Origin of the sequence: Deefgea rivuli DSM 18356, from assembly GCF_000620145.1 — a bacterium.
Lineage (GTDB): Bacteria > Pseudomonadota > Gammaproteobacteria > Burkholderiales > Chitinibacteraceae > Deefgea > Deefgea rivuli.
In genome coordinates this window covers 91,087-110,633 of record NZ_JHVM01000012.1, presented here as the reverse complement: position 1 = coordinate 110,633, position 19,547 = coordinate 91,087, and the positions used below count along the sequence as shown (strand labels likewise).

Sequence of the window (19,547 nt, the reverse complement as noted above, 5' to 3'; positions counted from 1 at the left end):
TCAAACGCTTATTTTATGTACGCTGAATCAAAGATGTTTAGAAGGCAGGTCATGAATCAAAATACCATTTTTAGCAAAACTGAAGCTGGGCTTCGTGAAGTCCAAACCCGTAGTGCCGGATTTCCGATTCGACTACGCCAAATTCTCATCATGATTGATGGGCACAAACGCTTTGATGACTTACTCGCCTTGCAGCCAGATGCGACCGAGCTAGAAAAACAACTCAATCAATTGATGGAATTACTGCTGATTATTGATAGTGGCGCAGATGACTTACGCCCGCCCGTAGCACGGCCAGCGCCCGCTCCAATCTCCGTGGCACCGACAATTGCCACGGCTACCGCACCCGTTGCTGCCGCGACGAGCAATGGCACTCGCCCTATGCCCAGCGCTAATGCACGACAAAAAATTCGCCGCATTATCGCGATGACCGATCAAGCCTACTTATCGAATAAATTAGAATTTATGCTGACCGATGTGTTCGATGCGATGTCGAGTGCTGAAGATCTGAGCTTTTGTATTGATCGCTGGCAAAAAGCGATGAAAGACGCCGGCCATGGCGATATGGTCGACGCCTATCTATTTCAAATCAAATCGGCGATGGCGGGTTAAACACCAAAAATTCCCGCGCAGCCTTGCTTTGGCTTGCGTGAGAACTTTTGCCCCATTACTTAATCTGCGTAGCCAACAAAACCTCAGTCAGCAAGCGCCAATCAGGAGCTTGCTCAGCCTCAACAATCACCTCAAAACGACTATCGCGCCGATATGCAGCAGGCGCGGCACTCGTCATACCATCGACCCAATCAAAACGATACCAATCGCGTTCGGTATTGAAAATTCCCTTCCCGCGCGAAATCCCCTGTACGCCTAAGGTTTCAGCTTGCGACATCGCGGCAAATAAATCCGCCACTTTGCTGCTGCTAAACAAAGTCTCTGGCGAGAAAATCCAGCCACAGCTGTGCGAGCCCAAGCTCGATTGCGTTTTGCAAATCGGCCACACGACGGGTTCAGATTCCCGCGCGGCAGCTGCGCTTTGCAGCATCGGACTGCGCTGCGCGGTTGGCGAATACGCGCCATGCGCACGGGCATGCGTGTTTTCTAGCGCGGCAGAGTCAATTGTCGGCCAGCGTTCGGGATGCAATTCCAGTTCTAGAAGTTCTGGCGCAAAGCGCCCTTTAATCGCGCGGACCACGGCGAGCTTGGGCGGAAATAGCGCCACGCCCATTGCTTCTGCGCGAGCGATTTGCTCTTCATCGGCAATATCGCATTTATTAATCACCAACACATCGGCCAATTGCAGCTGATCGCGCCAGGTTTCATGCAAGGTATAGCGCTGATCTTCTAAATGGCGCGGATCGAGCAAACTCACCACAGCACGCACATCAAACGCACTCGCCAACATCGGATCACGCAGCAAATCGACAATACCTGCTGGGTGTCCCAAGCCAGAAGGCTCGATTAATAAGCGATCTGGGCGTATACCCCTTGCTAATTTCCCCAGCGTAACGCGCAACATCGGGCTGGTCGTACAGCAAATACAACCGCCGGGCACTTCAGCCACTTGCAAGCCATCACCGGCAGACGCCAAGGTCGCACCATCAATGCCCACTTCACCAAATTCATTGACGACAATCGCCCAGTATTCATCGGCGGGTTTATCTGCCAATAAATTCATCAAGGCGGTAGTTTTCCCTACGCCTAAAAAGCCAGTAATCAGATTGACTGGGATTACTTTTTTATTCATTCATCATCTCAATGGGTATATAACGCTAGGTCATATTAATAAATATCTAGATGGCAATACCCTATGCTTTATTCGGATCAGGTTTATGCTCACGTTTTTTAGAATCATCGGTATGCAATAAGCTCATCGCAGCGCCTGTTTCGCCAGCGATAATTTTTGGTATAACGACTAGCGATTTCAAAATGGCATCGTCAATCAGCTCTTGCTCTTCACGCCGTGGCGGTTTGAGTACGAAGTTGGCGACTTCATTTTTATTACCCGGATGACCAATTCCCAACCGCAAACGCCAAAAATTCGGCGTCGATAAATGCGCTTGAATGTCTTTCAAGCCATTGTGCCCACCATTACCGCCGCCTTGCTTAAGCTTCACTAAGCCCGGCGCAATATCCAGCTCATCGTGCACGACCAAAATCTCATCCGGCAGAATTTTATAAAATTGTGCCAAAGCTACGACCGACAAGCCGCTGCGATTCATAAACGTTTGCGGCTGCAAAAGCCACACATCCTGCCCAGCGATTTTCACCTTGCCGCAAAGCCCATGAAATTTACTGTCGTGACGCAGAAAAATTTGCCCATCGCGCGCCAAATGATCGACTAGCCAAAATCCAGCGTTATGCCGCGTTGCTTCATACTCGGCACCGGGATTACCCAAGCCCACAATCAATTTAATTGCCATCGTTCTCTCGTCTGTCGTTCACAAACATTTTATTGCATCGTCCTACCGTATGAATCGGGGCTGACTGCCGCTTCGACGATTTACCATAAAACATTTATCTCAAAATAAGATCGCTATGATACCCGTGACCGCACTCTTTCTGCATTGCAATACCACGCACGTTCATCCACGCCAAACAGACTTATCCGCACAGATTGTGCAATGCATGCAAAACCATCCAAACTCACGCCATTTTTAACCCAATTTTTCAACCAAAAACGAATAATTACAGCGTATCCCTAGTTATGTACGATACTGAGTGAGGCTATATTTTCTACTCAACTCACACAGCTTTAACGCGCTCAAATTCCATGAGCGGGTCTAGGAGATCGGCATGTCGCTCAGTCAGCGCTTATTATCCCTCTGCATTGCCATCAATATCATCTGCCTAGTGGCTATCCTCAGCGCCAGCCAATTTTTCGCTTCAATCTGGCTGCCTTGCCTGCTTGGAATCCCAATCACCGCAGCGCTACTCTATTTTGCCGTGCAATCACAATTAGCTCCGTTGCAAAAACTCCGCAACACGATGCAAGCCCTTGCGGCCAGCGGAGGGGACCTTAATACGCGGATTGAAATCAACACACAGGATGAATTCGGCGACATTGCACGTGGGTTTAACCAATACAGCCAAAATTTACAAAGCACTTTTCGCGAAGTGCAGCGTGATATGGAAGGGCTCTCATTGGGGCTGCGTGAACTCAGCTCAGTGACTGGGCAGCTAGTCAAAGACAGTCACACACAATCAGATTACGCCGCAGCCACTGCCGCGGCCGTGGAAGAAATCACCGTCAGCATCACGCATATTGCCGACAATGCCAACGATGTCGATCAAACCGTCGGCGAAACACAGAACTTATCCAGCATCAGCGCAACGGCGGTGCAAGGCGTTGCCGATGAAGTTGGGCAGATGACTGAATCATTCCAATTGCTCGGCGTCACGATGGATACGTTGAGCAAACATTCACAAGAAATCGGCACCATTGTTAGCGTCATTAAAGACATAGCGCAGCAAACTAACTTATTGGCACTCAATGCCGCGATTGAAGCTGCGCGCGCCGGTGAACAAGGCCGTGGCTTTGCAGTTGTTGCTGATGAAGTTCGCAAACTCGCCGAGCGTAGCGCCAATGCCACCGTCGAAATTACGCAGCGCATTGAAACTGTGGATCGCGAAACGCAAAATGTGGTCACCTCAATGAATAGCACCGCAGGGCGGATTGCCGGTAGTGCCGAACGCGCCGAAGATGCACGCCAACAAATGCTCACGATTGGCGAACGGATGGCGACTGTTGTGAGCGTCGTTAAAGAAATTGCCGATTCAACGCGCGAACAAACCGCAGCCAGCAGCACGATGGCACGCTCAGTTGAGCAAATTAATACGATGAGCCAATCCAGCGATTCGGCTTTGCAGCAAGCCAAACGCGCACTCGAACAGCTCGATGGCCGCGCTCGCGATTTGATGGAAGCAGTGGGTAAATTTCAGCTGGGCGATATTGAAGTGCTGCATAGCTGGTTTGCCGCCAGCGGCTTTCGCGCCGTGGCCGATATCAAAGCGCGCCTAAATAAAATTAACCATCATTGGTCGGATAATCACAGCGGTAAAGACGTGCCCGGCATGCTCAAAAAAGCCGTTGAAGCAGGTAAATTACCCACTGCGGTGGCGATTGGTGGCGTAAAAATCCAAAACTGGACAGGGCGCGATATTTTCGCCAATCTGGATTCCTTAGCGCACGCTCAGCAATGGAATCAAATTCTACCCAAAGTGCTGGACGATCAAATGCACGCTGAAGGGCATTATGTCGCCGTGCCGCTCGGCGTTGCTCGTGTCAACGTCTTGTGGGTGAATGCCAATATCATGCGCCGTGTCAGCCAAACTCGCGCGCCTGCAACATGGGATGAATTCTTCAACCTGTGTGATCGCCTCGTTGCCGCAGGCATTACGCCCTTGGCGCACAGTGAAGTGAAATGGCAAGTGGCGACGCTGTTTGAAGCTGTCACGCTGGGTGTCTGCGGTGCGAGCCATTATCTCAACGCCTTTAGCAAACTCGATCAGGCAGCGCTATCTGGCCCACAAACGATCAAAGCGCTAGAAACATTCCGCCGCCTTAAACCCTATTGTTCAGCTGACCCAGTCGGGCGTGAATGGAATTTAGTCACCGCCGACATCATCAATGGCCGCGCAGCCATGCAACTCATGGGCGACTGGGTGAAAGGTGAGTTTGATATGGCGAATAAACAAGCCAATAGCGATTACCTGTTCTGGGCTTCGCCAACGCAAAATGGCGAATACAGTTTTGCCGCTGATACTTTGACCTTCTTTAAACAAACCGACCCAGCACGCCAACAAGCACAAACCGATTTTGCGACCTTGCTGATGACGCCAGAAGTACAAATTGCCTACAACAAGCACAAAGGTAGTATTCCAGCTCGAACCGATATCGATTTGAACCAGCTTGATGCCTACGGCAAAGCATCGGCGCAAGACTTCGCGCAAGCATCAAGCAAAAATACGCTAGTGCCATCTTGGGCGCACAATATGGCGGTGCAAGATGATTTGAAGAAAGCGTGGATTGAAGTGGTGTTTGAATACTGGAATAACAGCAGTCTGAGCGCCAGTGCAACCGCCAGCAAACTCGCTGCATTAGCGAGAAAATAAGCAAAATCTTTCTTGCTACGTTGTCTCGTCTTGCCGTACTTCACGTACTGTCTGCGACTTCGACGCCTTGCCATAAAGCTTTTGCGCTATTCACACGAAAATAAGCTTTAGCAGACGTAAAAAAACCCACAGAAACTCTGTGGGTTTTTTCATTGAAAGCCAAAAAGTTAAAAATTAACCTTTTGCGCCGTTCAACATAGAAACCGCCAAATCTGCACCGCGCAATAGCGATACCAATTGAACGCCTTCTGGCATTACGATGTCTGACAAATGCACTGACAAGTTACCAACGGCCAATTTAGATTGGTCAACAGTAATGAATTCTGGCAGTTTCGAAGCAACGCAACGAACCATAACTTCTTTCAATACATTGCTGATTGCGCCGCCTTGCATTTTCACGCCGAGGCAAGCATCGCCATCAACGAAGTGCAATGGAACACGCAATTCAATCAGTGTTTCAGCATTTACACGTTGGAAGTCAATGTGCAAAACTTGTTGCTTGAACGGATGGTATTGAACTGCACGTACAACAACTTGTTCCGCAGCTGCGCCATCAACTGACAATTGAATCAATGCAGTGTGGAATTTTTCGTCTTGCAGCGTGTAGTACATGCTGTTGTGATCCAAGTTCACAGATACAGCAGCAGCAGCGCCACCGTAAACGATACCTGGCAAGTGACCGGCTTTACGCAGGCGGCGGCTCGCACCAGTGCCCTGAATTGCGCGGCTTGTAGCTTTTAATTCGAAAGTCATAAAGTACTCCAGTACTAGAAAATACATACGCCCCCCGCGACCAGAGAAGCATACGATTCGAGGGAAAATCCCTCTGAATTTATTGGTGGATTACGCTAAAAGCCAACCTACCTTAATCTATTGTCATCAATCGACAAATAAACTTGAAACCGATTCTTCGTTATTAATGCGGCGCATGGTTTCAGCCAATAGACCCGCAATCGATACCACACGCACGCGACCACTGGCTTGAGCCAGCTCGCTCACTGGAATGGTGTCAGTCACAACGACTTCATCCAACTCAGACTGCATAATACGATCCACTGCAGCACCGGAAAACACTGCATGCGTGGCATACGCCATCACGCGTTTTGCGCCAAATTTCTTCAAAGCTTCAGCTGCTTTGCACAGTGTATTGGCAGTATCGATCATGTCATCGATAATCACGCAATCACGGTCTTTTACATCACCAATGATGTGCATCACTTCGGCCACATTGGCTTTCGGACGACGTTTGTCGATAATCGCCATATCCACGCCAAGCTGTTTCGCCATCGCCCGAGCGCGCAATACGCCGCCAACGTCAGGAGAAACAATCATCAGATTTTCGTAATTTTTCGCACGAATATCTGAGAGCAACACTGGTGTCGAGTAGATGTTATCGACCGGAATATCAAAGAAGCCCTGGATTTGGTCAGCATGGACATCGACAGTCAACACGCGATCAACGCCCGCAACTTGCAACATATTGGCAATCACTTTGGCCGAAATCGGCACACGCGCAGAACGCGGACGGCGATCTTGGCGCGCATAGCCAAAGTAAGGAATCGCTGCCGTAATCCGCCCCGCCGAAGCGCGTTTGAGCGCATCGACCATCAACATCATTTCCATAATGTTGTCGTTGGTCGGCACACAGGTCGATTGCAGAACAAAGACATCACGACCGCGCACGTTTTCCAGTAGCTCAACCGTCACTTCGCCATCAGAGAAACGGCCAACGGTGGCGCGCCCTAATGAGATGTCCAGATGATTCACTACACGTTCAGCAAGGCGCGGGTTGGCGTTGCCGGTAAATACCATGAGGCTGTCGTAAGCCATTTCCGAATCCTGAAAAAACGAAAAGCGTGTAATTGATGTAATTACACGCTTTCTTTTTATAGGTGGCAGGGGAAGAAGGATTCGAACCTTCGCATGCTGGAATCAAAATCCAGTGCCTTAACCAACTTGGCGACTCCCCTAGCGAATTATTTGCTGACTCTTAATCAGCGTACTCGTATAACGGATGACGAGCTAGAGCCTGAACTACAAATCCGTTGATACTTTCAAGAAGGCCGAATAATACAGCATCTGCGGCGGATTGTGAAGCAATTTCTGCAAACACACAGCTACCCGATCCGGTCATTCTGGCTGGTGCAAATTGATTTAGCAAATCCAAATGCCGCGCAATTTCAGGATACTTCTGCACGGCGCAAGCTTCTAAATCATTTCGCGTTACCGCGCCTTCAAGGTCGCGAACTTTAATAGAGGGAGTGTCTCTTGTCAAGTTAGGGTCTTGGAAAATTTCTGGTGTAGAAACATGCACCTGTGGGTGTAAAACGATGAAATGCCGCGCTGGCGTGTCGATTTCAGTCATGATTTCGCCGATGCCTTCGACAAAGGCATTGCGACCAAAAATAAAGAACGGCACATCCGCGCCAAGCTGCAAGCCCAACGCCATTAAATCGCTACGTGATAAATTTGTATTCCACAGTCGGTTGAGCGCTAATAACACCGTCGCGGCATCGGAACTACCGCCCCCCATCCCCCCGCCCATCGGCAAGCGTTTCTCGACGCGAATATCCACACCCAAGTTCGGCGCCATTTGCTGCAATAAACGCGCCGCGCGCACCGTTAAATCGCTTTCCGCCGGAACGCCTGGCATTGGATTGTGATGCACGACTTGCCCATCATCACGCACGCGTAAATAAATCGTATCCTGCGCATCGACCAACTGAAATACCGATTGCAGTAAATGATAGCCATCGGCACGGCGGCCAACGATATGTAAAAACAGGTTTAATTTGGCGGGTGCAGGAAATGCAGCAAAGCCTTGCTCGTCGAGCACAGCAGTAAAACTCATGGTGCAGCGCTACTCCATTCATTAATCATCACGCGAACGCGCAGGTCGTCCCGCGTCAGCTCAATTTTATACGGCAGCATGCCGGCGCGAAAATCAGTGGCGCTAATCAGCCAGCCGCTTTGCGTAAACGCCTCGCCAGTTCGCGTAAATGGCAGTTGCGGATCAGGCTGGCCGCGCAACCACCAGCGCATTCCTGATACCGGCAGCGCTAAGCCCGACATTTTCAGCAATAAAGATTCAGGATCAGCAGCCACATCAGTCGTTTGCCCATGCTTGAGTGTCGCCGACACGATTTCACCATATTGATAGGCAATTGTTAGCTCAGCCAAAGTCGTACCCAACGGCGTTGCCAAGGATAGAACATCACGATCCGGCGTCGCCAACCAATCAAACGATGCGGTATTGGCGTCGTTTTGACTGCGAATATTCACTCGGCCTTGCGCAGCAAAACCTTCAGTCGGCGGTTTGAGCGGCTGCTGAGCGCAAGCCGTCAACAGCAAGGCCGCGCAACAAACGATCAGTTTGCGCACTTATAAACCCATTTTCTTACGTAGCGCCAGCAAGGCCTCATCTTCAGCATCGAGCTGACTCGCCGCTTCGATCACCGCCAAGGCCTGCGCTTGATCGCCTTTCTTCCACAACACTTCAGCATAATGCGCGGCGATTTCTGGATCCGGCATTTGTGTGTACGCACGTTTAAGCAACGCCAACGCTTCATTCAGCTTGCCCTGTTTAAAGCGCAACCAACCCATACTATCCAAAATCACTGGATTATCGGGGTCTTTTGCAAGGGCCTTCGTAAGGTAGGTATCTGCCTCTGCGTAGCGATCAGTACGGTTTGCAATGATATACCCCAGCGCATTTAAACCTTGGACATGATCGGAATTTAATTCCAAATAATGACGTAAATCAGCTTCCGCACCGGCAATATCACCCAACAAGTCCAAATAGAGCGAGCGATCGTAATACAGCTCGGCTTCATTAGGATGCTGTGCAATCGCAGCGGTCATCACATCACGTGATTGCGCTAAGTTTTTACGCTCGCGCCAAACTTGCGCTTCGATTTGTGCTTTATCAATTTGTTGCTCCGGCGTCACCACGGGCAAAGCAGCCAATGCCGCATCAGCGGCCTTTTGATTACCCGTTCGTGCGTATAAACGCGGCAAGCGGGTTTTCACTCGCGCGCTTTGCTCAGGACTCACTTGCAAATACCATTGAATCGCATCTTGATCGCGGTGCTGCTGCTCGGCAATTTGACCCAAATAAATCCCCAATTGGGCGACTGTTTTTGGGCTCATCGTCACGGCGCGCTCAAGATAACTTTGCGCCTTATCTAAATCCCGTAATTCTAGCGCGACCAAACCCGCGCCAACCAGCGCTTCAAGCTGCTGTGGATCTTGCGCTAAAGCCGCTTCATATTGTTGTTGAGCCAAGGTGTAATTTTGGGTTTCGGCCAAATTCCGCGCCTGCGCCAATGAAATCGCCGCCGATTTTGGATGCGCTTTGGCGGCATTCTGCAAAAGTTTAGTCACTGCTGCGTTATCTTTACCGGCCAATAGCTGCGCTTTATAGAGTACCGCAGGCTCCCACGATGGGCGCAGCGCTAAAGCCGCATCCAGTTCTAGCAAGGCCAGTTGATCTTGATTGGCATTACTTTGCGCCACAGCGCGCGCAAAGTGCGCCTCGGGCATTTTGAGATAGGTTTCGGTTAATTCCTCAGTGACCAAAATCACCGCAGCACGGTCAGTGTCTTTATCCCACAGCAAATGCATTTGCATAAAAAACGGTGCCATTTCTGCTGGCTTGGCATTTAACATCACACGTAAATGCGGCTCGACTTGATCCATGCGTTTACTACGAATCAGTAAACTCACCAAAATTTGTCGTGCCTGAATCGAATACGGCGCGCCCGCCACCCACAGTTGCGCAGCTTCCTGTGCCAGCGCGAGTTGCCCCGCCGATAAAGCCAGCTGGGTTGCACGTTGTGCAGTGCGCGGGTCTTGCGTGCGCTTGGCGACATCTAACCAAGCTTGCGCCGCCAAAGCTGAATTACCGCGCTGGGCAGCAATATCACCGACCAAAAAGCGCATCATCAGTTCATCACTGAGTGCGATTTTAGGCAACATCGCTGGATCATAACCATCCAACTTCTCAATCTCAGGTTCGGCCACCGGTGCAGACGCGCTCGCTGCAGGATTCACTGGCGCAACTGCGGCACACCCCGACAAGCCCGCCAAAAAGACGGCCATCAAAGAATAAATGCGCAAGGACATAGACGGTTCCAAGATTAAGATTTGAAAGGTTAAGACACGATACAAAGTACTAGTGCAAACGTTTTATGGCAAGGCGGGCAAGCCGCAGGCAGTACATTTTAGTACGACTCGGGAAACTACGATGCAAGAAAACTTTTGCTGGCCTACTTTAGGTAAACTGGGGGCGAAAGTCCAAACTCGCAAGTAGAGAGCCCGCACCATGCCCGAATTACCCGAAGTAGAAACCACGCGCCGTGGCATTCACGATCACTTGCTCAATGCCAAAGTTACCGAGCTGATTATCCGCAACCCCCGCCTACGCTGGCCTGTTCCTGCCGATTTGCCTGAACTACTCAGTGGCAAAACAATATACAGCATAGCTCGCAGAGCCAAATATTTACTACTGGGATTTGAGCACGGCACGCTGATTATTCATTTGGGCATGTCGGGGCATTTGCGAATTTTGACCGAAGCGTTTCCAGCCGAAAAACACGATCATATTGATTTGATTTTGGATAACGGCAAAAGATTAAGGTATCACGACCCACGCCGCTTTGGGTCTTGGCTGTGGTGTAATACCCCAACAAATGAGCATCCATTGCTGAAAGACTTAGGCCCTGAGCCTTTGTCATTAACGTTTGATAGCGCTAACTTGGCGCAAAAACTAAGCACGCGGCGCACCGCGATTAAACAATTGATTATGGATAATCATGTCGTCGTCGGTGTTGGTAATATTTATGCGTCAGAATCGCTGTTTCGCGCGCGAATTGCGCCCACCCGATCAGGCCTTAGCCTCAACGACGCCGAAATTAGCTTACTGGTCGCTACCATAAAAGAAACACTCAACGAAGCGATTGCTGCAGGCGGTAGCACTTTAAAGGATTATGTCGATAGTGACGGGCGCAGCGGCTATTTTATGCTCAATAGCTATGTGTATGGTCGAGCCGATCAGCCTTGTCGGCTATGCGGCACAATAATAAAAACAATTCGACAAGGCCAGCGAGCGACTTTTTATTGCCCGCAATGTCAACAATGACAATGGCAAAATTCACTAACACGCACTAATATTAGGCGGAAAGCAAATCCGCACCGCGCGACAGCGCAAGGGGAAAGTATGAGTACCGACTACCTACATCAAGAAGAAGTAGCAGCCAACGATCATTTGGTTGCCGATTTTCAAGCCTACAGCGCTTGGCGCGGCTCATTAACGCAATCGATTGCCCAATTATCCCGCTGGCTTTCCGAACAAGACTTGAACGATTCGCAAACCACATTGCGGATTCAAGGCTTGGTGGATCGCCTCAAAGAAGACAAACTCAATATCGCCTTTGTCGCTGAATTTTCGCGCGGCAAATCAGAACTGATTAACGCGATTTTCTTCGCGCATTACGGCAAACGCATTCTGCCATCCAGCGCGGGCCGCACGACGATGTGCCCGACCGAATTACTGCACGATGGTTCGCGCGCACCGTGCCTGCAATTGCTGCCGATCGAAACCCGTGGCGACAATGTCACCACCGTTGAATATCGCCGTTACCAAGACGAATGGCACAATATCCCGCTGAATATCGACGACGCTGATTCGATGCAAGAAGCGTTCAAAGAAATTGGCCGCACTCAGCGCGTCAACGCTGAAACGGCGAAAAAATTCGGCCTCTACGACGAAAGCGATCCCGATCAAGTTGTGGCGCTGGATAAAAATGGCGAAGTCGAAATCCCATGCTGGCGTCATGCCATCATCAACTTCCCGCACCCGCTGCTGGAACAAGGCTTGGTGATTCTGGATACGCCAGGTTTGAATGCGATTGGTACCGAGCCTGAATTGACGCTCAATTTGCTACCGAACGCCCACGCGATTTTGTTTATTTTGGCCGCCGACACCGGCGTGACCAAATCGGACATCGAAGTATGGCGCAATCATATCGTGCGCAACCAAAGCGGCAAACGCGGCCGTCTGGTCGTCCTCAATAAAATTGACGGTTTGTGGGACGATTTGCGCAGCAGCGCGGAAATCGAAGCCGAAATCGCCAAACAAGTGAAAACCACTGCTGATTTATTGGCGATGCCAAGCTCACAAATTTATCCAGTTTCAGCGCAAAAAGCCTTGCTCGCCAAAGTGCAAAACGACGATGCGCTGCTGACTAAATCTTGCCTGCTTTCGTTAGAGCGTGCGCTATCGGATGATTTGCTACCGGGCAAACAAGACATCGTGCGCGATGCGACGCAATCGGAAGTGGAAGACGTCGTGTCGTCGATCCGCTCGATTCTGCAAGCGCGTCAAGACGGCGTGAAAGAGCAACTGACTGAACTCACTGGCCTGCGCGGTAAAAACCAAGACGTGATCGCGCAAATGATGGAAAAAGTGCAAGAAGACAAAAAGCACTTTGAACAAGGTTTAGTGCGCTTCCAAGCGCTGCGCTCGGTGTTTACGCAGCAAACCAATAAACTGTTTTCTCTGCTCGGCAAAGACGCACTGAAAGCTGAAATCGAACGCATCCGCGACCAAATGGATCGCAGCCTGTTCTCATTTGGCGAAACCGGCCTGCGCTCAACGATGGATAAATTCTTTGTTGACGTGAATGGCTCGATTGCCAAATCGGCCGAGCAAGTCGCTGAAATTCAAGCGATGATGGCGGCGATGTACAAGAAATTCAGCGAAGAACACGGCCTAGGCCAAGTGACGCCACCGCCGTTTTCTACGTTGAAATATCACAAAGAACTCGCGCGCTTGGAGAAATCATTCCGCGAACATTTCAACACCATCGGCAATCTGCTCACCACCAGCCAAGGCCGATTAACACGCAAATTCTTCGAAACCGTCGCCAGCCGCGTGGTTTACGTATTTGAAGTCGCCAACCGCGACGTTGAAAACTGGCTCAAAGCCGTGATGGCACCGATGGAAACGCAAGTGCGCGAACATCAATTGCAATTGCGCCGCCGCCTAGAAAGCATCAAACGCATTCATAACGCGACCAATACCTTGGAAGATCGTATCCAAGAATTGGAAGAAATGAACCGCCAGCTCACCGAACAAATCGCCGAGCTGAACGGCAAATTGCGCCAAGTCTACGGCGCACTGCATGCAGAAATGCAGGAATTTGCAGCGAAAGCCGCTTAAAGTTTTTTAGCCCGAAACAAAAAACGCAGCTCATCGAGCTGCGTTTTTTACTTCACAAATACATGCGGTATTCAACCGTAGTCCTTCATGAATAAAGACTACAAACCAATACCCGAAGACCGAAAGAATTCCACCGCCAGCGCCGCCGTTTGTTGATGAATTAAACGCCGATCTACCCTAGCATCATCGCAACACAATTCTGGCAAGTATTGCTTCCCCGCAGGCGTCGCTTCGCACAGATAAACATAATGATTGACCGCCTCATCCAGCACGGTCAACTTGGCCTCTGGCATCAGCTGCGCCAGATACATACCATTACTCTTTGCTGGCGCAATTTGATCGCCCGCCGCGACCACGATATGCAGCGGAATATCAATCTGGGCGACACCATCCGAAGTAAACGCACGACCTAAAGCAGGACTCAGCAACAAGGCGGCGCGGACTCGTGAATCTTTATACGACACAGCATGTCGCTGCAACGCCGAATTAAACGCGGGATCACTCGCGATCAGTTGCTCTCGCATCGCCAGTAAACTGGAAAATTCTGGCGGTGCATCGCATGAAGCATCGCGCTCATCGCTGCCGCAAAAGTCATACAATGCCGATAAATCACAAATGCCACCCGCCACCGCCAACGCGGTGTACCCGCCCAGTGAAAAACCCGCAGCCGCGATCTTTTCTGCAGCAATCACCGCGCCAAAGTCGCTATGAGCGAGCATAAAATCAATCACACGGCTCAAGTCCGTCGCCCGCTCCCACCATAATAAAAATCCCTGCGGCAGATAAGGCTCAATACACGTATTGCCATGATGCGAAATAGCGACAGCGACAAAGCCGTGCGACGCCAAATACCGACCCAACCAGCCCATTTGCAAGCCCGAACCGCCAGTGCCATGCGAAAGCACAATCAGCGGCCATTGCCCGACCAATAAAGGTGCATCCTTAGCGATGCCCTCAATCTGAAACAACGGTTCGTCGCCGCCAAAATAATGTGTTTGCTCTACCGCGCTATCGACTGCCGGATACCACACGTCAAGCAACATCGGCCTCGCCCCCTCGCCAGCCCAACTGAGCCTGCTCGCATCGACAAAATATAAAGTTTGACTGCCCACTCTATAAGTCATCTCAATCCGCCAGCGCCAGCCAAATCTCGGTGCGTAAATCTTTCGGCGCCGTATTGGCTGGATCATTCAAATACGACTCTATCATCGGCACCGCCAGCGCTTGCTCGCCACTCGCAGGCAACCAAACACCAAATAACCAATGATAAGCAGGCTCCAATTCACTATACGGGCCGCGATGCTCAATCACCGCGTAGCGCCCTGCGGAGATTTGCACTCTTTGCAAATCGGCTGGCAAATCACCTTCGGCAAGGATCTCAACACACGCATCCGAGCGCAATTGCTCTGGCGCGATCGTTTGCGGATCATCGTGGTACAAACCCAGCCAACGCGGCTCTGGCAATAGTGGCAGTGCGGTCTCAGCCAATTGCAGCAAGCTAAATGCCTCGCCAATATCCAAATACGGGCCAATATGCCGCCGCGCCGCCAGATGGATAGGTGCAGAAATAGAACGAAATTCAATGTTATACATAGCAAGCTCCTGATGGATTCGAGATTGGAGGAGAGATAAACGCTGCCGACGATAAGCCCCTGGCGTTACACCATGCGTAGCCGCAAACGAGCGCACAAACGCCGCGCTACTTTGATAACCCGCCCGCTGCGCAACGCGAATCAATGGCAAATCAACCTGCGCCAAATCACGCGATGCATAATGCAAACGCAAGCGCTGCTGTGTCGCCACCACCGTTTCGCCCATCATTTCCCGATAAATCCGGTGAAAATGAAACGGCGAAAAATGCGCAACGGCGGCCAATTGCTCAGTCGTATACACCCGCGTCGGGTCTTGCCACAAAGTTTGCACCACCCGCATCAAACGCCGCGAATAGGCATCAATCGTACTGACTTTATTCATCCGTCCTCCAAGCCCAACAATAGGCCGAGCGCATTGATTTAGGTTGCGAAGTTTGGGGGGAATGTAGGTTGGCGCTGAGCGAAGCGAAGCCCAACATTCGAGGTGCACACGCCCAACGTTCCGAGGAGCCAAAAACGTTATCCAAATGCTGATGGGAAACTTGATACCAGAAGTTCATTTCAACGCGGGGTCGCGCTAATGCCGCACGGCACTTACTTTTCTTGAACGGCCAAGATGGGTAAAAAGAAGGTCGCCCTAGCGGTCTGCATACGCTACTTAACTTGGTGCAAGCCTATTGTGCAGCCAAAAGGGTCAAGCATAATTGCTGCGTGATCGCCCAAATCCGTTTGAATTGGCCCGCGATACAAAACTGCGCCATTCTTTTCAAGAATCTTGATGCTCTGCTCAAGGTCATCGACTTTCCAATATGCCGTCGTTCCGCCCACACCTCCCGGGCATTTGGCATCTGCGGGATGGAAACCAATCGAGATGCTACCGCGCTGAATAAAGGCATATTGCGGATTTTCGTATTGCACCTCAGTCGCAAGCAATTGAGCGTACCAATTCGCCGCAGCATGAATGTCTGCGACGAAAAATACGATGGCTTCTAGGCGATTAAACACGTTTTCTCCAGCGATCTGTTTAATTGAATCATTTATTCACATTGGCATTTGGGGCGACGTAGGATGTGAAATTCCCGCAGGGAATTGCGCACAGAACAGCGGATCAAGTTAGCATTGCCGTGAATCGAAACACAGTCGGCGTGAACACGATTCAACAACCGAAGAGCGCTATGCCAAAAGAGGGCTTCGACTCAAGCTGCAATGATCTTTCAACGCTGAGTCGCGCTAATGCCGCTTGGCACTTACTTTCTTGAACGGCCAAGAAAGTAAGCAAAGAAGGCCGCCCTAGTATCTGCGTCCGGCTTCGTCGGATTCCCTCGCTGCGGACAATCGAGGCGGTTGCGCTCAAAACTCGTTCGGCCTCAAAGGCAAAAGCATCGGCCTCACTCAAACATTGATCGCAAAAACCCCGCCCCGCTTTTCCTCGCTCGGCTTGACACAAGGGATCTCGCGCAGCTCGACGAGATTTGAAATAAAGTCGATGTATTGCCATCTAAGCATTGAAAATAAAAGGCTGCAAGTAAATACATCTATACCGTAGGGCGTCAATGAGCACAGCGAATTGCGCCGAGCAGTCCGTTGGGCAAGCCCCATTCGATTTGATTCATGCATCATGGCGGAATGGGAATGATGTATCCCCATGCGGTGCAATTCGCAAAGCTCATTGCCCCCTACGATTGCGGCTTACGAGTTTGCACAGCCCGCGCCCCAAAACCTACGCGGCACAGCCGCATAAAAAACAAAACCGCCTGAATTTCTGGCGGTTATTTATCACGGTAAACGTTGGGCTGCGCAAGCTTAGCCCAACCTACAGTGCTAGCATTCGAGTATTTCTGCAGCATCAATTTCTAAATCTATTTCAAAAGCATTTAAAACCAAGCTGAAATGATCAGCTATGCTTGCAATGCTGTCTTTAGTCACAATTTCATCTCTTGATTTAAACTCAACAAAACCAGTCAGAGTAACCAAAACTAATTCACTTACATCGCAAATACCATCACCATTCATGCTGGTAATTTCCAGTGATTTCTTTCTTGCTAAAGGAAGACTTTGATAGTCATAATATTCAACACAATAGCTTAAAGAAGCAGCAGCCTCTAAACTTACCGCCAAAGAAAAAACTCCATCTGAAATATAACTAACATCGCCAAAGTTAATTTGGCTTTCACGATCATAAAAGTTGTCATCAACAACCCCATTAATGCTCATACCAAAGAAATCAATACCTAGTTTCTCTGAACCAGGAATTTCATCACTTTCTATGTATATGCTACCTAATCCGATACCCTCTTTAAGATAAGCATTCAAGTTTACTAGAAAGCCTTGAGTATAAATGAGATTTTTAAAGGCCTGAATACCATCTTGAAGAGAGTCCAGTTCATCAAGAGTCTGTACTACACTTTCATCTTTTAAAAAATCGCCTAGTTCGTTAAATGTCTTAACATTAGCTAATGTAGCTAGATGTTTACTAAAAACCTTATCCTGAACAATGACATTAACATTTGTTTTTTCAAATGCAAATAACTCGATGCATTTACCAATAAAAGAATCTGGAATATCTGATCTATTTTTTACAGACTTAAATGCACCTAAGCCAGAAAAATAATCATTAAAAACATCTGACACGCATGACAGCTCAAAATCAATTAGCTCCCCATTGTTTTTAACGAACCAATCATCAAAATCCTTTTCTAATTGGCTCGATACTTTACTGGTAAGAATGTCGATTAATTTTTCAGCCGCAACCAATTCACCATTCAACTCTTCATTTGCCGAAAATCTTTTAGCACTTTCCAATCCTGACTTAGATTTCTTTATATGCTCTAAAAAATCACACTGCCTTTTTGATAGATACTCTCGCTTTACTAATGTCGGTAAAATAATTTTTGCCTTGCTTTCTGATACCAATCGCCCCAATCTCAACATATCATGAGAAACATAACCCTCTTTATGAAGTGCATTTGAATCTAAAATAACAAGGAACATAGTCTTAACGCCTGATATAAAATTTCAATAAGTACGAATACCCTGCACTTCTAAAAATTCAATTATTAAAGTCACTCCACCGTCAACGCCACCAGCGCCGCAGCCACATCATCTGAACTCACGCCTTCCGCCAACGCCACTGGCGTATCACCCGTCAACGCCGCAACGCCTTCTTTCTTCAACTTCCCAACCCATTGCCCCGCATCTTTACCCGAAGCAAAGCCTGAACTGGTCAACAACAAACGCCCTGCTGCATCGCTAAAGTTGAAGTAGAACTGACCGTCTTCCAAACGGAATTGCTTGAAGCTTGGCAAGGCGATTTTGATGGCTTTTTCTTTGACTGCTGGTAGCGCGTTCATGCGGCGTAGGCCGACGGATTCGCGCACGGTTTTGAGCAGCGGAGCAGCAATAGCGCGGGCTTTGGCTGCGCCGATTTGTAGCAATTCTTCAATTTGCTCTGGATGCGCCATTAATTCTTGGTATTTCTCGCGCATCGGGCCAACGTGCGCGTCGATGAGTTCAACCAATTGCTTTTTCGCATCGCCCCAGCCTAGACCTGCGACTAAATCAGCGCGGAATTTCGCCGCTTGCTCTGGCGTCGCAAACGCTTCATAAATCGTCACTAAATGGCATTCTGGATCTTTCGGTTCGCCCGGCAATAGGCTATTGGTGACAATTTTGGCGACCGCGTCTTTCAAGGCTTTTGCGCCGCCTTCAAACAGCGGAATCGTGTTGTCGTACGATTTACTCATTTTTCGGCCATCCAAACCCGGTAGCGTGGCGACTTGCTCTTCGATGTGCGCTTCGGGCAACACGAAGAAATCCTTGCCTTGGCCGAATAAATGATTGAAACGCGCCGCAACATCACGCGTCATTTCGATGTGCTGAATTTGATCGCGGCCGACTGGCACTTTATGCGGATTAAACAGCAAAATATCGGCGGCCATCAAAATCGGGTAGCAGAACAAGCCCATCGTGATGCCGGCATCGGGATCTTCGCCCGCTGCTTCGTTGGCGTCGGTACTGCCTTTGTAGGCGTGAGCACGGTTCATTTGGCCTTTGGCGGTGACGCAAGTCAGCAGCCAATTGAGTTCGGTGACTTCTGGCACGTCGGATTGGCGATAGAAGGTCACGCGTTCTGGGTCGAGCCCTGCGGCGAGCCACGTCGCGGCGATTTCAAGGCGCGAGCGCTCGATGCGGCTCGGGTCGTCACATTTAATCAGCGCGTGATAGTCGGCCATAAAAAAGAAACAGTCGCTATTGGGCTGTTGGCTGGCGACAATCGCCGGGCGAATCGCGCCCACATAATTGCCCAAATGCGGCGTACCCGTCGTGGTAATGCCCGTTAAAACACGCAAACTCATCACAAATCCTTTAAAAAACGCGTAACACAATGGCGGCAAGTCTAGCAGGCAGCGCGCCATCGTGTCAGCAGAATGCTACGGGCTAAAATCAACACATCAGAACCTAATAGGTATATCAATGAAGCTATTGTTTAATAATGGATACAGAGCAATACCCAGATCATTCGATGCGTTATTTTTGTTAATGAATTTGATAGGTATTCTTGCTGATTACAAACGCCAAGCGCTGGCCGATAATCAAGCCTTCAACGCACAGGACAGCCCGCC

At 49.7% G+C, this 19,547-nt stretch carries 16 protein-coding genes and 1 tRNA gene; 4 read left to right on the top strand and 13 right to left on the bottom strand.

Annotated elements, in window-relative coordinates; all coding sequences use genetic code 11:
- Positions 1-51: 51 nt before the first annotated feature.
- Positions 52-612, top strand: coding sequence for a hypothetical protein (locus tag Q320_RS20660; protein WP_027468289.1), 561 nt, complete (start codon positions 52-54; stop codon positions 610-612).
- A gap of 55 nt (positions 613-667) precedes the next feature.
- Here the strand turns inward: Q320_RS20660 and Q320_RS0106220 are convergent, their stop codons facing one another.
- Together Q320_RS0106220 and pth are read right to left on the bottom strand one after the other, a co-directional pair.
- Positions 668-1,744 (bottom strand): CobW family GTP-binding protein, encoded by a 1,077-nt coding sequence (locus tag Q320_RS0106220; RefSeq protein WP_027468288.1) that lies wholly within the window; start codon positions 1,742-1,744, stop codon positions 668-670.
- A gap of 61 nt (positions 1,745-1,805) precedes the next feature.
- Positions 1,806-2,420, bottom strand: coding sequence for an aminoacyl-tRNA hydrolase (gene pth, locus Q320_RS0106215; protein ID WP_027468287.1), 615 nt, complete (start codon positions 2,418-2,420; stop codon positions 1,806-1,808).
- 373 nt (positions 2,421-2,793) lie between these two features.
- On the opposite strand from pth, the gene Q320_RS20655 reads away from it, so the two are divergent.
- Positions 2,794-5,112, top strand: a complete 2,319-nt coding sequence (locus Q320_RS20655; protein ID WP_051534523.1) for an extracellular solute-binding protein — start codon at positions 2,794-2,796, stop codon at positions 5,110-5,112.
- Between the two features lie 174 nt (positions 5,113-5,286).
- Here Q320_RS20655 and Q320_RS0106200 read toward each other — a convergent pair whose 3' ends face one another.
- The 6 genes from Q320_RS0106200 to Q320_RS0106175 all read right to left on the bottom strand — a co-directional run bounded on the left by Q320_RS0106200 (position 5,287) and on the right by Q320_RS0106175 (position 10,236).
- Complete coding sequence (locus tag Q320_RS0106200) at positions 5,287-5,865, bottom strand: 50S ribosomal protein L25/general stress protein Ctc (protein ID WP_027468286.1); 579 nt, start codon at positions 5,863-5,865, stop codon at positions 5,287-5,289.
- A 126-nt stretch (positions 5,866-5,991) separates the two neighbouring features.
- Positions 5,992-6,942 carry a ribose-phosphate pyrophosphokinase gene (locus Q320_RS0106195; protein ID WP_027468285.1) on the bottom strand — a complete coding sequence of 317 codons (951 nt, stop codon included), beginning with the start codon at positions 6,940-6,942 and terminating at the stop codon, positions 5,992-5,994.
- A gap of 63 nt (positions 6,943-7,005) precedes the next feature.
- Positions 7,006-7,082 (bottom strand) — tRNA-Gln (locus Q320_RS0106190).
- Positions 7,083-7,102: 20 nt separating this feature from the next.
- Positions 7,103-7,963: a 4-(cytidine 5'-diphospho)-2-C-methyl-D-erythritol kinase gene (gene ispE / locus Q320_RS0106185; protein ID WP_051534522.1), complete on the bottom strand. Its 861-nt coding sequence runs from the start codon at positions 7,961-7,963 to the stop codon at positions 7,103-7,105.
- Positions 7,960-8,493: a lipoprotein insertase outer membrane protein LolB gene (lolB, locus tag Q320_RS0106180; RefSeq protein ID WP_027468283.1), complete on the bottom strand. Its 534-nt coding sequence runs from the start codon at positions 8,491-8,493 to the stop codon at positions 7,960-7,962. Before lolB ends, ispE begins: the two co-directional genes overlap by 4 nt.
- Positions 8,494-10,236 carry a tetratricopeptide repeat protein gene (locus Q320_RS0106175; protein WP_027468282.1) on the bottom strand — a complete coding sequence of 581 codons (1,743 nt, stop codon included), beginning with the start codon at positions 10,234-10,236 and terminating at the stop codon, positions 8,494-8,496.
- Between the two features lie 199 nt (positions 10,237-10,435).
- On the opposite strand from Q320_RS0106175, the gene mutM reads away from it, so the two are divergent.
- Positions 10,436-11,251: a bifunctional DNA-formamidopyrimidine glycosylase/DNA-(apurinic or apyrimidinic site) lyase gene (gene mutM / locus Q320_RS0106170; protein ID WP_027468281.1), complete on the top strand. Its 816-nt coding sequence runs from the start codon at positions 10,436-10,438 to the stop codon at positions 11,249-11,251.
- A gap of 78 nt (positions 11,252-11,329) precedes the next feature.
- On the top strand, positions 11,330-13,333 hold the full coding sequence (locus tag Q320_RS0106165; protein WP_051534521.1) for a dynamin family protein: 2,004 nt from the start codon (positions 11,330-11,332) through the stop codon (positions 13,331-13,333).
- 98 nt (positions 13,334-13,431) lie between these two features.
- Here the strand turns inward: Q320_RS0106165 and Q320_RS18720 are convergent, their stop codons facing one another.
- The 5 genes from Q320_RS18720 to Q320_RS0106140 form a co-directional block, all read right to left on the bottom strand.
- A complete protein-coding gene (locus Q320_RS18720) occupies positions 13,432-14,457 on the bottom strand; it encodes an alpha/beta hydrolase family protein (protein ID WP_051534520.1) in 1,026 nt (341 codons plus the stop codon).
- Between the two features lies 1 nt (position 14,458).
- Positions 14,459-15,307: an AraC family transcriptional regulator gene (locus tag Q320_RS0106155; protein WP_027468279.1), complete on the bottom strand. Its 849-nt coding sequence runs from the start codon at positions 15,305-15,307 to the stop codon at positions 14,459-14,461.
- A 272-nt stretch (positions 15,308-15,579) separates the two neighbouring features.
- Positions 15,580-15,930, bottom strand: coding sequence for a VOC family protein (locus Q320_RS18715; RefSeq protein WP_035852724.1), 351 nt, complete (start codon positions 15,928-15,930; stop codon positions 15,580-15,582).
- Positions 15,931-16,746: 816 nt separating this feature from the next.
- Complete coding sequence (locus Q320_RS0106145; protein ID WP_027468278.1) at positions 16,747-17,916, bottom strand: PIN domain-containing protein; 1,170 nt, start codon at positions 17,914-17,916, stop codon at positions 16,747-16,749.
- Positions 17,917-17,987: 71 nt separating this feature from the next.
- Positions 17,988-19,283 (bottom strand): tryptophan--tRNA ligase, encoded by a 1,296-nt coding sequence (locus Q320_RS0106140; protein WP_211251188.1) that lies wholly within the window; start codon positions 19,281-19,283, stop codon positions 17,988-17,990.
- Positions 19,284-19,547: the final 264 nt, after the last annotated feature.

Coding starts and splice junctions, on each gene's coding strand:
- Q320_RS20660 (WP_027468289.1), top strand. CDS start 52: ATGAATCAAAATACCATTTTTAGCAAAACTGAAGCTGGGCTTCGTGAA.
- Q320_RS0106220 (WP_027468288.1), bottom strand. CDS start 1,744: ATGAATAAAAAAGTAATCCCAGTCAATCTGATTACTGGCTTTTTAGGC.
- pth (WP_027468287.1), bottom strand. CDS start 2,420: ATGGCAATTAAATTGATTGTGGGCTTGGGTAATCCCGGTGCCGAGTAT.
- Q320_RS20655 (WP_051534523.1), top strand. CDS start 2,794: ATGTCGCTCAGTCAGCGCTTATTATCCCTCTGCATTGCCATCAATATC.
- Q320_RS0106200 (WP_027468286.1), bottom strand. CDS start 5,865: ATGACTTTCGAATTAAAAGCTACAAGCCGCGCAATTCAGGGCACTGGT.
- Q320_RS0106195 (WP_027468285.1), bottom strand. CDS start 6,942: ATGGCTTACGACAGCCTCATGGTATTTACCGGCAACGCCAACCCGCGC.
- ispE (WP_051534522.1), bottom strand. CDS start 7,963: ATGAGTTTTACTGCTGTGCTCGACGAGCAAGGCTTTGCTGCATTTCCT.
- Q320_RS0106175 (WP_027468282.1), bottom strand. CDS start 10,236: ATGTCCTTGCGCATTTATTCTTTGATGGCCGTCTTTTTGGCGGGCTTG.
- mutM (WP_027468281.1), top strand. CDS start 10,436: ATGCCCGAATTACCCGAAGTAGAAACCACGCGCCGTGGCATTCACGAT.
- Q320_RS0106165 (WP_051534521.1), top strand. CDS start 11,330: ATGAGTACCGACTACCTACATCAAGAAGAAGTAGCAGCCAACGATCAT.
- Q320_RS18720 (WP_051534520.1), bottom strand. CDS start 14,457: ATGACTTATAGAGTGGGCAGTCAAACTTTATATTTTGTCGATGCGAGC.
- Q320_RS0106155 (WP_027468279.1), bottom strand. CDS start 15,307: ATGAATAAAGTCAGTACGATTGATGCCTATTCGCGGCGTTTGATGCGG.
- Q320_RS0106145 (WP_027468278.1), bottom strand. CDS start 17,916: ATGTTCCTTGTTATTTTAGATTCAAATGCACTTCATAAAGAGGGTTAT.